Origin of the sequence: Rhizobium gallicum bv. gallicum R602sp, from assembly GCF_000816845.1 — a bacterium.
GTDB lineage: Bacteria > Pseudomonadota > Alphaproteobacteria > Rhizobiales > Rhizobiaceae > Rhizobium > Rhizobium gallicum.
The window spans coordinates 2,081,452-2,094,732 of the sequence record NZ_CP006880.1 but is presented as its reverse complement, the minus strand read 5'-3'; the positions used below and the strand labels follow the sequence as shown (position 1 = coordinate 2,094,732).

Below are 13,281 nucleotides of genomic sequence, written 5' to 3'. Positions count from 1 at the left end.
TTCAACGTTCGCCGCGACGATAGGGTTGCATCAGCGCCTGCGGGACGCGGGCACGGCGGGCCATGACGGCAAGCGCGGCGATGGAAAGAATATAGGGGGTCATCAGAAAAAGCTGATAGGGCACGAGCCCGCTCAGCGCGGTTTGCAGCCGAAGCTGGAAGGCATCGAAAAAGGCGAAGAGCAGGGCACCGAACAGCGCGCGGCCCGGCCGCCAGGAGGCGAAGACAACGAGCGCGATGCAGATCCAGCCGCGCCCCTGCACCATGGTGGGGAAGAAGCTGTTGAACGCCGACAATGTCAGGAAGGCGCCGCCCATTCCCATCAGCGCGCTTCCAGCAACCACTGCGCCGTAGCGCACCTTCATCGGATTGACACCCTGTGCTTCCGCCGCGTGCGGATTTTCGCCGGCCATGCGGATCGCAAGCCCAACGGGTGTGCGGAAGATGATGTAGGCCATCAGCAGGGCAATGGCAATCGCCAGATAGGTTGGCGCCGTCTGCGTGAACAGAGCCGGCCCGACGAAGGGCAGCGTCGAGAGGCCAGGAATGGCGATCGGCTGGAACGGCACGATGGTGGGTGGGGTGCTGGCAAGCGGCACGATCAGCCGGAAGACATAGTAGCTGAAGCTGGAGGCAAACAGCGTGACGCCAAGGCCGGAGACATGCTGGGAGAGGCCCAGCGATACGGTCAGGCCCGCATGCAGCAGGCCAAAGACCCCGCCGACCATCGCAGCAATCAGCAGGCCGGTCCAGAGATCGGCGCCGTGATAGACGGAAAGCCAGCCGATCATCGCGCCGATGGTCATGATGCCTTCGATGCCGAGATTGAGCACGCCAGCCCGTTCACAGACGAGTGCGCCGAGCGTGCCAAAAATCAGCGGCGTGGCGATCCGCAGGATTGCCGCCCAGAGCCCGGCGGAAGCGAGGATGTCGAACAGTTGCATCATCGCCGGATCCTGTATTGGGTGAAGAACAATGCGATCAGCATCGTCAGCAGCGACAGCGCCACCGTGACATCGGCGATATAGGTCGGGATGCCGAGACCACGGCTCATGCCATCCGCGCCCACGAACATCATAGCCGTGAAAATGGCGGCGAAGACGACGCCGAGTGGATTGAGGTTGGCAAGCATCGCGACAACGATGCCGGAATAGCCGAAACCGGGCGACAGGTCGGTCGTCACATAACCCTTGACGCCCATGACCTCGATCGCTCCGGCGAGGCCCGCCAGCCCACCTGACAGGCAGGCGACCTTCACCAGCGTTCTGCCAAGCTGAACGCCGGCGAAAACAGCGCCGGCCGGATTGAGCCCGGCGGCGCGCGATTGCATGCCGAACACGGTGCGCGACTGGATGAAATGGACGATGATCGCCAGCGCAATCGCGATCGCAAGGCCGATATGCAGGCGGGAGCGGGCAACCAGCTTCGGCAGCATGGCGTGATCGCTGACCGATTGCGACTGCGGCCAGCCGAAAGCGAGCGGATCCTTGAGCACCCCGTCGATCAGCATCGAGACGAAGAGCAGGGCGACGAAGTTCATGAGCAGACTGGTCACGACCTCATCGACCGAAAAGCGCAGGCGCAGCCACAGCGGAATGAGGATCAGGACCATACCTGCGACGGCACCGACAAGCAGCAGCAAGGGAATAAGAGCCGGAGCGGGGAGAGTGCCGAAAAGCTTGGCACTCGCTGCGGCAACCGCGATGGCACCGAGATAGAACTGACCCTCGGCGCCGATGTTCCAGAGCCTCGCCCGGAAGGCGACGGCGGCGGCAAGCCCGGTTAGCATCAGCGGCGTGGCCCGCGTCAATGTCTCGGTTGCCGAAAGCCGCGAGCCGAAGGCGCCCGTTAGGATGCGCCAATAGGCCTCAAATACAGGGGCACCGGCGATCGCGATCAAAATGCCGGAGAGAGCCAGCGCTGCGACCACGGCGAGCAGCGGCGTCAGAACGAGAAGATAAAGTGGACGATGCTCGCGACGCTCAAACCGCATGATCGGCCTCTGGGGATTGCTGCCATTCACCGGCCATCATCAGTCCGAGTTCGCGTGCGTCTGCGACTTCAGCTTCGACGGGTGGCGAAAGCCTGCCGCCCACGATCGCCTGAATGCGATCGGCAAGCGCGATCACCTCGTCCAGATCCTCCGAGATCAAAAGCACAGCGGTCCCTTGCCGGCGAGCCTCCAGAAGACGCGCATGTACGGCTGCCACGGCACCTTCATCGAGGCCGCGCGCCGGCTGGGCCGCGATCAGGATGCGCGGCCGCCGGTGCAGATTGCGGCCGAGGATAAGCTTTTGCATATTGCCGCCCGAAAGCAGCCGCGCGCGGCTTGCAGGGCTGCCGCCGCGGACGTCGAATTGGTCGATGATCTCCTTGGCAAAGGCCATGCCTGCCTTGCGGCTCACAAGCCCACGTTGCGAAAACGCCGGCGAGGAAATGCGCTCCAGCACGGTATTTTCCCAGATCGCCATTTCGCCGATCACGCCTTCCTCATTGCGGTCTTCCGGAATGCGGCCAATGCCGGCATTGACGACATCGCCTACGCCGAGATTGCCGATAGGTTCCCCGAAAAGCAGGAGGTCGCCGGATGAGCGCGAGAGCGTGCCGGAGAGAAGATGCGCCAGCGCTGCCTGGCCATTGCCCGAGACACCGATGATGCCGAGGATTTCGCCTTCGCGCAGATGGAAGCGGACGGACTTCAGTCGCTCGACGCCGTCGATCTTCACCGTGACATCGGCGGCCTCCAGCGCGACCATGCCGGGCGTCGATGGCTCGCGTACCGGCCGCGTTACGCGGCGGCCGACCATCAGCTCGGCCAGTTCGGCCTTGCTGGTTTCGGATGCCCTGCGTTCGGCAACCATCTTGCCGCTGCGCAAGACGACGATACGGTCGGCCGCAGCCATCACCTCATCGAGCTTGTGGGAGATGAAGATCAGCGAGAGGCCTTGGCGGGCCATTTCCTTCAGTGTCGTAAATAACTTTTCGGCCTCGATATTGGTCAGTACCGCCGTTGGCTCGTCAAGGATCAGGATGCGGGCGTCGCTATAGAGCGCCTTGAGGATCTCGACGCGCTGCTGCTCGCCGACCGACAGGTCGCCAAGACGCGCGCCCGGATCGACCTTGAGACCAAAGCGCTCAGAAATGGCTAGAAGCTTTTTGCGCGCGGCGGATGTGCCCGAACGCCAGGACCAGAGATTTTCCGTACCGGTCATGACGTTTTCGAGAACGGTCAGATTGGGCGCCAGCGAGAAATGCTGGTGGACCATGCCCACGCCGGCGCGGATCGCGGCGCGCGGCTTGCCCTGCGGGAGTTCGGTCCCGTCGATCAGAATCCGGCCGGCATCCGGCATATAATGACCGAAGAGGATGCTCATCAGCGTGGTCTTGCCCGCGCCGTTTTCGCCAAGCAGGGCTACGATTTCGCCCTTGGCAAGCGTCAGCGAGATGGCGTCATTGGCCAGATTTGTGCCGAAGCGCTTGCTGACGCCTTCGATTTCGAGAACCGGAATTGTCATGCTGCAAGCCCTGCCACCGGAAAGCGATGCTGCCAGCGTTCCTCGGCCTCCAATCGTGCGGCGAGTGACAGCAAAAGCGGCTCGTGGCCCATCGGAGCCATGATCTGGACCGGTAGGGGCAAGCCGTCCGCATCGGTTCCAAAGGGCAGGGTCAAGGCCGGAAATCCTGAAATATTGGCGAGAGATGCAAGTGGAGCAAAGGCAGCCATCCGCTCAAGCTGCAGCTCGGTATCACCATGATCGAACGGAAATGACCCGATCGCAAGGGGCGCCTTCGCAAGCATCGGCATCAACAGGCAATCGACCCTGTCGAAGATAGTCCAAAGCGCGCGGCTGGTGTGCACGGCGCCATTCAGCGAAGCCCAGAGTGTCGGTCCCGTGAGCGCGTGACCGCGTTCAATGAATGCCTGGGTCAACGGCTCGGCGCGTGAAATATCGAGTCCGAGCGTATCGATGAAGGTTGCGAGATTGACTGCGATGATGTCGCCGAGCGCGCGACCGCTGGCATCGACGCTTTGCTCGAATTCGGCCCAGCCGAGCGGGACGATGTGATGTCCATCCGCCTCCAGCGTGAGCGCAGCATCCTTGATCGCTTCGAGCCGCTTACTATCCGTCGGATATTTTGACCCGGTCTCGGCCAGCAGACCGACCCGCAACCGGCCACCTCTGTCCGCCGCGGTCTCCGGATCGGGGAACGGTCCCTTTGCCTTACCGCGCAGCGTATCGAAAATCAGCGCTGTATCCCGCACCGAGCGACAGACGGCAAGTTCGCTGGCGATGCCGCCGAGATGATTGCCGAAGGATGGGCCGGCGGGCATGGCGCCGCGGCTTGGCTTCAAGCCGACAAGACCGCAGCACGCCGCCGGCACGCGGATGGAACCGCCCGCATCCGTTGCGTGGGCAATCGCTACAATGCCGGCTGCGACCGCCGCTGCTGCGCCGCCGGAGGAACCGCCGGGCGTGCGCGCCGGATCGAGCGGGTTGCGGCAGATCGGCCCAGCCGCCGGTTCGCTCGCCAGCGAAAGGCCGAATTCCGGGCTTGTCGTCACCCCAAACAGGCAGAAACCCGCTGCGCGGAAGCGGCTGGCGAGATCCGAATCCGGCTCGCTGCCCGCTCGTTTGAAGAGACGTGACCCGGACGTTACCGGCAAGCCTTCGAAAGGACCGCCCAGATCCTTCGCCAGCGTCGGCACGCCGGCAAACGGCCGGGCAGCAAAGCGGCCCGGCTTCACGCGCCGTTCTTGATCCACGGCTTCGGCCGACGCCATGCCCAACGCTTCGTCGAGATGAGCAATGGTGCCGAAGGTTTTATGGTCCCCCGCCGAGGCAAGCGAGGCCTGCATCGCGTCGACAGAGGTCAGGCCGCCATTCCTGATCGCCTGTGCCAGGTCGGTCGCGTCACGGCGCATCGGTCGAATTACTTGGGCTCGTCCATCATCTTCGGGACTTCGAAGGTGCCAGCCTTTATTTCCGCCCGCTTGGCTTCCATCGCAGCTTCGGCGTCGGCTGGTGCCACCCCTTTGACGAAGACGATATCGCTGCCGCCTTCCTTCATCAGGCCATAAAGGGTGTAGTTCTTGCCGACCGGCTTGCCGGCTGCGACATCGGCGATTGCCGCATTGAGGATCGGGCGGAAGTACCACATGGCATTGGCGAACACGGTGTCCGGATAGCGCGGCGTGTAGTCGATCAGCGAGCCCACCGATTTGATGCCGCGTTCCTTCGCGGCGTCCGCTGTGCCGATGCGCTCGCCGAAAAGAATGTCGGCGCCGGCGTCGATCTGAGCAAGGCCGGCTTCGCGGGCCTTCGGCGGATCGAAGAAGGTGCCGATGAAAGAAACCAGATGCTTTGCATCGGGATTGACGGCCTTGACGCCTTCCGCGAAGGCATTGATCAGCATGTTGACTTCGGGGATCGGAATCGCGCCGACAGAACCGACGATATTGGATTTGGTCATCTTGCCGGCCAGCATCCCGGCAAGATAGGCCCCGTCATGGTTCCAGGTTCCGAAGACGCCGAAATTGCCGCCGGCCTCAGTGCCGCTCGACCCCAACACAAAGGCCGTGTCCGGATAGTCGGCGGCCACCTGCCGCGCTTCTTTTTCGACGGCATAGGCCTCGCCGATGATCAACTTGTTGCCCTGTTCGGCATATTCGCGCATGGCGCGCGGATAGTCGGTGCCGGAAACTCCCTCGGAGAAGACATATTCGATGACGCCTTCCTTGGCTGCATCCTGCAAGGCTTTATGCAGACAGGAATTCCAAGCGTTCTCGACCGGCGAGGCATGAATACCGGCAACCTTCATCGGGGCCGCTCTTGCCAGCGGGGCGAACCCGCTGACCCCGAGGGCAATGCCTGATGCAATCACTGCACGGCGTGAAATCAAGATGTCTCTGGTCATTGATTTGCTCCCCTTTTTTTACCAGTTGGTTCAAAAAACATAAGGAGCGCCTAAAAAAGTGTCAAGCGCCAAATTGGCTTAAAAATCAGGCTGTTCGCCCCTTGTGATTGCGACATTGACGATCTTTTCGCCATTGGCCTGCGGTTCGATCTCGTGCAGACCGAAACCCGGCATCACGGTCACCACGGCGGAAAGGGGCGCAGGACAGCGCAGCAAATCGCAGCGATCATTTCGACGCTGCAAGCGGTTTTCCAGGCTCGCTGCCCAGCGCGGATTTGTTCTTCTTTATCCGCAACAGAAGAATGCCAACGATGCCCATGGCTGCTTCGACTGGTTTCAACCAAGCGCAGTGGCCGCGCGACCGCGGCGAGCTGATGTCTGTCGAGCAGATGATCGAACTGCAATTGACCGCCACCGGCGTCAGACGCATTGTCGCCTTTACCGTCTGTATCAAGATCTCGCCGGTGCGGCGGATACGCAGGGTGAAGCCTGCCTTGAGGAGTTGACGGTCGGGCTTCAGGTGACGGCTCGAGTCTCATCCGATTTCGGCAGCCATGGGTGTCTACAAGGTTCAGAAAAAGAACATTAGAAACGTTCGAAGCCCGCAGATAATTCAGTCGTGTCACGATATTATGGATCAAACGCGATCCAGGAACTCAAGCACTCGAATGGTGAGTAGTGCGGTTGCATTCGCGTCATACGATGGGAGCGAGCTGTCGGCGAAGTAGTGCTGATCACCAGGGTACAGGAAAAGCTCCGCGTCCTCGACCTTCTCCACGATCTCGCGGGCGGCGTCTATGTCGCCCTCGCCGACGAAGATCGGGTCGTTTTCCTTGCCGTGAATCTGGACCGCGACGCCGTCTGGCCAAGGTCCGAAGGCCCACTCGCCACTGATCGGCAGGCAAGAATGGAAGAGGAGGGCTCCGCGTGCTCCGGGCCGTGTCTGTGCCAGCTTCTGCGCCGGCAGCACACCGAACGAGAACCCGGCATAGACGAGCTCGGGAGGCAGCTCGTCGGCGACGCTGACGCCGCGCTCCCGCATGTCGTCGAATCCGATCTCACTGATGTAGGCGAGACCCTCATCGATGCTCTGGAATGTGCGTCCGTCGAACAGGTCCGGAGTGTGCACGATGTGACCGGTAGCCCGCAGGTCGTCGGCGAAGGCGCACACACCCGGGGTCAGCCCCTGTGCGTGGTGGAACAACAAGATCTCGGCCATACAAAGCCTCCGAGTGGGATGGTCGGGCGCACGTTCGCGCGACCCTACAGCGTCGTCGCCTCGCTGGAAAGAGTGCTAGACGAATGCTCGCCACCGATTGCGAGACTAACGGCGGTCGTCATCGCTAAACGGCCACAGCCGCTTCCTATTGGAACACGATGAAATTGCACCACTGTTCAACGACCATTGTGACCGTGTCGATCCAGGTATCATCGAGGGGAAGTAAATCGTGAAGAGCATCTTGTGCTCCTCCATGATGGCAAGAGCACGCATAATCTCCCAACCGGTCTCAGCCGATAATCGGGGCGCATTTATCTCAACCTCCCCAGCCGATCGTGCGCCCGCCAGTGGCGATGGGCGATTAATACCATCCCTTGGCAGAAGCAGAACATCCTGCCTCTCTACGGCTGGGCATACGGCGCGAGAGGCATCCAGAAGGTCGAAGAGCTATACGAACGAGCAGATCGCTGCATAGCGATTAACCTTTCATCCTGCGTTCAGGATCGATCTTCGAAAATAACCCATCTTCTTGGGAGTGTTGCACCATGACCAGAGATGATTTCGCCGCCAACGATGCACCATTGCAGAACGAAGATATTGTGATCTGCAAAAGAGTCTTCGATCATATTTGCGCGGCCGGGCACATAACGCGTGACGACGCCTGCGACGAACTCGCAACCCAGATCATCTATTTCTATCAGCACGGCGTCAGGAACGAAGACAGCTTGGAACAGTTACTCACGAGTATTGCCGAGAAACAGAGGTAGACGTGAATATGAAAATACGCCCGCAGTATTACGCCAGACGCGACGGGGATGGCAGCTGGTCGATTGTCCATACGCAAACGCACAAGGTCGCTGTCATTGCTGAAATTTTGCCGCTCACACGCCTTGATGAATCCACCGCCATGGAGATTATCGATGCCCTGAGTGAGAGGCATTCGGCGTCCGAAGCACCTGGTACCACTCCCGAAAGGGACGCGGGGATCGGACTTAGCCGTTTCAGCTAGTTTGCTCACTTTGATTCGACTGGTGAGTGGCAGGAACAGAGCTAGCTCCCTGTCCTGTCGCGCGGTGCGAAAGGGCTCGCGTTGATGCGATGAGCGCGAGGCCCCGCATCATACTGATCAGGGCAGCTGCATCCATCAGATTTCGAGATTCCGCTTAGGATTTGAGGGTCGGGGTTATTTCCCACGTTATGCCGGCCAAGGAGGATCTCCCCCTGCGCCGCGTTACCAGCTGCTCGCCGGCGCACCGATGATGATAGGATACACCAGCCCCTGAATGTCGTAGATTGTCGTAGATTTTCGCAAGAGCGGATTTCTCTTCTGGTCGATCGCACGGAACCTTCCCTTCCACTGGGCGTTTATTATGGGATCACGCCTTTCGGGCTTCCACAGCTACTGAAACTGCGTGATCCCCAAGTGCCAAGGGGTTATCCCCCGGTACTCATGGCTTGGGCTCGCCTTTGACCTCTCTTAGACGAGTCCTTGCCGCGTGAAGGCGGTATACCCCGCTTCCGTCGAATTCCATTTCATTCAGGCGAGCACCTTTAATCAGCTCTCGAGCCTCCTGCGCTTATTGTCGCCGGGAGGGCCGACAGGCGACGGTGGCCTCGGCTGCATTGAAGCTTAGTCGCTCCACGAGCAGGGACAAAAGCTTTATCTTTGACATCAGATTGCTAGCAATAAGTGAAGCGATGCTGACAATGATAATGGTGATCAACGCGCGCGATGGAAGACGGCACAAACACGGTCTGAATTATCCACAGGAACAAAAGGTGGATACAGTACGATCCGAGTTCATAGGTATAGGGTACGCCAGAGAGATTTGTGCAGTTGCTCTCGTCGATGATGCGGGCGAAGTCGCCGTCCATTACACAAATGCCGGGAAAGAAAACGCTGCCGCCCGCAATCAGATGGGAATTCAGGATCGACAGTCCGTAAGAATAGTGGAGGGGTAGGACCAATGCGGTACGATCGGTGGATGAGAGTTCGAGGTAAGCCGCGATCGAGCGTAAGTTGGCGTCGAGATTAGCAAAGGAAAGACGCACTGCTTTGGCAGTGCCCGAACTCCCTGATGTCATGAGCAGCAGGGCGAGATCAGGGTGGATCCCCTGGCTGCCATTACCAGGCCGGACCTCCTCGATCAGACGCCAGTGGCCATTGGCTGGACGGAAGATGAAATCCGGTTGGAAGGCGTTAAGAAAATCATCCCACGGCCTCTCATCACAGGGTGGCAGCATGGCGATCGCGTGTCCCGCCCTCAGTGCTGCGAGATAGGCGACGATCGCATGCACGGAGACTTCTGCAGCAATCGCCACAAGCCGCTTTTGTCCCTGTCCCAACCGATTTGCGAAGCGTCGCGTTTGCTCGTCGAGTTCCGCGTAGGAAAGGATCCGTCCGCTGCCGAAAAGAAGCGCCGTGCGATCTTCTCTGCGAGCGATTACGGAAACAATGTCGGTCAGGGGCATGATTACGTTTCGATTATGAGACTTGAAACGCAAGCGCCTATATTCCTTGAGTATTTCTAGTCAACTAATCCGGTAAGCCGCACTACGCAATTGCAGCATCGAGGCCGAAGGGCTGCCAAAATATTGCGGAAAACGGATATGAGCTGCGGAATACGGAGGCTTCACGGTTCCTAGCCACGATACGCAAGCTCCATCGACTATTGCCGCGAGCCGCATGACGGTCGTGCTCGGTACCGAATGCTCGGTATCTGTGACCGTATCCAGCCAGAGGGGTGTTGCGCACCTGGCCGTCGGTCGACTGGGTGTCGATTTGACGAAACGCAGCATCATCACCTGCCAGGCGGGGGATGGGCGAGAGATAGTTGATTGGTCACGCTGCCGCGACGCCGTCGACGGATGTAGGGGCGGTCGCAGGTGAGCCATGCCCGCTCATGAGCGCTCCCCGATGTGAAGAGTTAGGCTTCGGGTTTGTGGCAAACCACTTCAATGTTGTGCCCGTCCGGACCGATAACGAAAGCTGCATAGTAGTTAGCGTGGTAGTGCGGGCGCAGACCAGGCGCACCATTGTCTTTGCCACCTGCCTCCAGAGCTGCGCGATAGAAAGCTTCGACTTGCTGGCGATTATCGGCAGTGAATGCCAAGTGAAGATGCGCCGGCGCTTCCTCGGTTTTGAATATGCACAATGAAGCCTTACCCTTTGAGCTGAGCTCGACACCGTAGGTCGGCGGTCCTTCCGAGACAACCGCAACACCGAGCGGTTCAAGTGCCTTGAGGAAGAACACTTTGCTCGCCGCATAGTCGCTGGCTCCGAATTTAACGTGGTCGAACATCACTCCTCCTGAAGTGTGTAAGCCTGCCTGACAGACGAGCAATCGGAGCATGCTCCGCGCGTTGCAATGTCTGCTTGCGCCGCAAGCGGTGCTTCGCGGCAGCTTTGCTTCTCAGACCTTAATGCCATGGGTCAGCCATTCATGGCAAGGAACAGAGGGGCGGGCGGGAGGGAGCGGCCGTTTGGCTATTGCCGGTGTCGACCAAGCCTCCCTCTCAAATTTTGGTCATGTCTTTGTGGGTATGGCGGGTTGCGATGTTGAGTGATCGGGGAACACATGACGTCCTTGAGAGGATCGCATCAAATAATACGCGCCTCGACTGATTGCCACCGGGCTTCCGGAGGAGCCGACACTTGTTTCGAAATTCCAGAGCACGGAAAGATCGCCGATCGCGTCGCCGGGCTGTGCACCGTAGTATGACTCGACAAGAACCGTCTCCGGCGATGTTTGCCGCGGTGCGATTTTTCTCGGCATCGGTGTCCCTATCGACGGGCGCCGGGGGGGGTGAGAAGAAATGCGCGACGACCGCGGCGAACATTGCGCGAGGGCTCGGGCATCGCCAACGTCAATCATGGCGATCTGCGCGCCTTTTGACTTGAGAGAGGCCGCCTTTGCGGTGCTCCGCATGACGGCGGTAACCCCAAGCATTCGTTCAAAAGGTTTCGGCAACGACCGATCCGATTTGACCTGTTGCGCCCAGAACAACGAACATTCTTCCTGCCTCCCAAGAGCGATGTGCGGTCAACTTGATCCGCGGCCTACTTCGGTTGCTCCAACGGCCATACTTCCACGACCCCTTGCGCGACAGCGCAGGGTGTCCACGAAACCATGTCGATTGCGTCTTGAAGGCTGTCCGCTTCGATGACGGCAAAGCCGGCGAGTGGCAGGGGTGATTGCAGAAACGGGCATGGGGTCGTTTCGATTTTCGCGCCATCGTGGTTTCGGACCTGAACCGGGGAGCCGGCGATCCCAATCAGGACCCCTCTGTCGTGAAGGTCCTTGTCATGCGCGTGAGCCTTGTCGCGGAGAGCCGGTTCGGTGCGGTCATATCCCGCTTGATCGCCGTATCCGATGGTGATGAATTTGGGCATGCGGATATCCTCCTGGATCGTGGATGCCACCTTAAGACGGCACGCTCGCTGATGTTGCGCAGACCGATCGCGCCGCTCCCCTCAAAGCTGACCGGTCTCACATTGGCGGGGGTCATCAAGCCCTGGTTTCGGCCAGCGCAGGTAGGCCAGTCCAGAAAACCGATGATGTCCGCCACGGTCATGCTCGCTATGACGTCGCTTGGAGGAATCTAAGCGCGCGCCGCGTCCACGTCGAGCATGAAGCGGCCCACAAGAGCTGCGCATCCTCTGTCATGGGTTTCCAGCAGCGTGTCCGCTCTCGAAGACGTGGATTTCCAGCGCATCAAGGATGCGGTTGTTTGTATGCCATGATCTCGTTGATATCAAAGGAGGGGTCGTGCCCGCCCCAAAGCAGAAGGCACGGGCGGCTGGTGCTCGCGGTGGTAGGCCCGGATGGCCGGGAAACGCGATGTGCGACCCGTAGTCGGAGAAGATCTTGAATTGGATGTCGATGTTTCCGGGCCGTGACAGGCGCTCCCAGTCGAGATGCCAGCCCATCTGGAGGATAGAGACCCATCAGGCGCTCAGCTGTTCTCCGATAACTGGTAGCGAGTTGTCTCGAATTGCGTCCAGTCGGGCCTTGGCCCTATTTTCCTCGATAGGATCGGCAAGGAAGGCCTTCGGGGCGTCCCAACCTGGCCCTCGTCCGGTGGCGGGACCCCGAAGCCGTAACCGCCCTTCCGGCCATGCTCTCGATCGAAGGCTATTTCACCTTGCCGCGCGAAGGGTGCGTTCCTGCCCCGTTGCGGCGGGTTGTTCCTGGATACGTCGCGCGGCGGCAAGCGCCGCTGGTGCAGCATGCGGACCTGCGGAAACCGCGAGGTCACGCGCCACAGGGAGCATGAATAGATCGGCTTCGTCCGCGACCAGGCGTGGCGACCGAAACGCACATGCAGCGACGAGGACACCCACTCGTCAATCAACCTCCGGCTCTAATTCACGCCCTGCGGGCGGTTACGACCCACGCGCGCGAGTCAAAGAGTACCCCCTGCGTGGTCATATGTGCCTCGAGTAAATCGCGCAGTCTCTGCAATGCCTTATCGGGCGCTTCATCGGTTCGCGCAAGCGCGTCCTTCACCAGGTAGAGGTCGATGAGCGCGTCAAACGCCCTATCGACGTCTGGTCCATAAAAAACCGGTTCGCGCACCTCGGCAAAATCGATCGAAACAAAGCCGGCCGTGCTCAGAAGTTCTGTGGTGATGGTGGGATCGCCAAGTGAAAACGGCATGGAAGCATCTGCGGAAACCGCGGTTGGTGGGGCCAAGGTTCGCCTGATCGCGCCGGACCACTCGTTGCGCTCCTGGCTCTGCCACACCATCCATACAAGGCGCGCGCCTGGACGCATCGCGCGGGCGACATTGGCAAACGCTGCCGCCGGATCAGCAAAGAACATGACGCCAAACCGGCTGATGCAGAGGTCGAAGCTGTCAGCGGGAAATGGGTGGTGCTGGGCATCACCCTGCTCAAACGCAACATTTCGCAACCCCGCTTCGTTGGAACGTCGTCGCGCAACCTCGAGCATCTCCAAGGACGTATCCAGGCCGAGCGCGTCGCCTTGCACAGCGACACGGGCGGCCTCACGAGTCGATTGTCCTGCCCCGCAACCGATATCGAGCACGCGGTCACGTACGCCAACGCTCGCGGCGGCGCGCAAATGCGCATTGTGCCGCTTTAATTCAGCGTCATAGAAGTCAGCACGATCCAACATCTCCACC

The 13,281-nt window shown here is 60.1% G+C and carries 14 protein-coding genes; 3 read left to right on the top strand and 11 right to left on the bottom strand.

Annotated elements, in window-relative coordinates:
- Position 1 precedes the first annotated feature (1 nt).
- The 6 genes from RGR602_RS32970 to RGR602_RS39035 form a co-directional block, all read right to left on the bottom strand.
- Positions 2-946, bottom strand: a complete 945-nt coding sequence (locus RGR602_RS32970; RefSeq protein WP_040116120.1) for an ABC transporter permease — start codon at positions 944-946, stop codon at positions 2-4.
- Positions 943-1,992 (bottom strand): ABC transporter permease, encoded by a 1,050-nt coding sequence (locus RGR602_RS32965; protein ID WP_040116119.1) that lies wholly within the window; start codon positions 1,990-1,992, stop codon positions 943-945. The genes RGR602_RS32970 and RGR602_RS32965 overlap by 4 nt, the downstream gene beginning before the upstream one ends.
- Entirely contained in the window at positions 1,982-3,514 is a 1,533-nt protein-coding gene (locus RGR602_RS32960) for an ABC transporter ATP-binding protein (RefSeq protein ID WP_040116118.1), read from the bottom strand. Before RGR602_RS32960 ends, RGR602_RS32965 begins: the two co-directional genes overlap by 11 nt.
- Complete coding sequence (locus RGR602_RS32955) at positions 3,511-4,923, bottom strand: amidase (protein WP_040116117.1); 1,413 nt, start codon at positions 4,921-4,923, stop codon at positions 3,511-3,513. Before RGR602_RS32955 ends, RGR602_RS32960 begins: the two co-directional genes overlap by 4 nt.
- 8 nt (positions 4,924-4,931) lie before the next feature.
- Positions 4,932-5,915, bottom strand: coding sequence for a BMP family protein (locus RGR602_RS32950; protein ID WP_040116116.1), 984 nt, complete (start codon positions 5,913-5,915; stop codon positions 4,932-4,934).
- A 78-nt stretch (positions 5,916-5,993) separates the two neighbouring features.
- Positions 5,994-6,158 (bottom strand): hypothetical protein, encoded by a 165-nt coding sequence (locus tag RGR602_RS39035; protein WP_223844170.1) that lies wholly within the window; start codon positions 6,156-6,158, stop codon positions 5,994-5,996.
- Between RGR602_RS39035 and RGR602_RS39970 the strand changes: the two genes are divergently transcribed.
- A complete protein-coding gene (locus RGR602_RS39970; RefSeq protein WP_223844164.1) occupies positions 6,088-6,504 on the top strand; it encodes a PHB depolymerase family esterase in 417 nt (138 codons plus the stop codon). The two genes, RGR602_RS39035 and RGR602_RS39970, sit on opposite strands and share 71 nt — an antisense overlap.
- A gap of 48 nt (positions 6,505-6,552) precedes the next feature.
- Here RGR602_RS39970 and RGR602_RS32940 read toward each other — a convergent pair whose 3' ends face one another.
- Positions 6,553-7,134: a dienelactone hydrolase family protein gene (locus RGR602_RS32940; protein ID WP_040116114.1), complete on the bottom strand. Its 582-nt coding sequence runs from the start codon at positions 7,132-7,134 to the stop codon at positions 6,553-6,555.
- A gap of 545 nt (positions 7,135-7,679) precedes the next feature.
- On the opposite strand from RGR602_RS32940, the gene RGR602_RS32935 reads away from it, so the two are divergent.
- On the top strand, positions 7,680-7,901 hold the full coding sequence (locus RGR602_RS32935) for a hypothetical protein (protein WP_040116113.1): 222 nt from the start codon (positions 7,680-7,682) through the stop codon (positions 7,899-7,901).
- Positions 7,902-8,814: 913 nt separating this feature from the next.
- Here RGR602_RS32935 and RGR602_RS32925 read toward each other — a convergent pair.
- From RGR602_RS32925 to RGR602_RS36705, 3 genes are all read right to left on the bottom strand, one after another.
- Positions 8,815-9,606: an AMP-binding protein gene (locus tag RGR602_RS32925; protein ID WP_040116111.1), complete on the bottom strand. Its 792-nt coding sequence runs from the start codon at positions 9,604-9,606 to the stop codon at positions 8,815-8,817.
- Positions 9,607-10,061: 455 nt separating this feature from the next.
- Complete coding sequence (locus RGR602_RS32920; RefSeq protein ID WP_040116110.1) at positions 10,062-10,436, bottom strand: VOC family protein; 375 nt, start codon at positions 10,434-10,436, stop codon at positions 10,062-10,064.
- Between the two features lie 758 nt (positions 10,437-11,194).
- A complete protein-coding gene (locus RGR602_RS36705; protein ID WP_082046747.1) occupies positions 11,195-11,527 on the bottom strand; it encodes a YciI family protein in 333 nt (110 codons plus the stop codon).
- 792 nt (positions 11,528-12,319) lie between these two features.
- On the opposite strand from RGR602_RS36705, the gene RGR602_RS36700 reads away from it, so the two are divergent.
- Positions 12,320-12,415, top strand: a complete 96-nt coding sequence (locus tag RGR602_RS36700) for a CGNR zinc finger domain-containing protein (protein WP_407692059.1) — start codon at positions 12,320-12,322, stop codon at positions 12,413-12,415.
- Positions 12,416-12,503: 88 nt separating this feature from the next.
- Here RGR602_RS36700 and RGR602_RS32905 read toward each other — a convergent pair whose 3' ends face one another.
- On the bottom strand, positions 12,504-13,274 hold the full coding sequence (locus RGR602_RS32905) for a class I SAM-dependent methyltransferase (protein WP_040116108.1): 771 nt from the start codon (positions 13,272-13,274) through the stop codon (positions 12,504-12,506).
- Positions 13,275-13,281 lie beyond the last annotated feature (7 nt).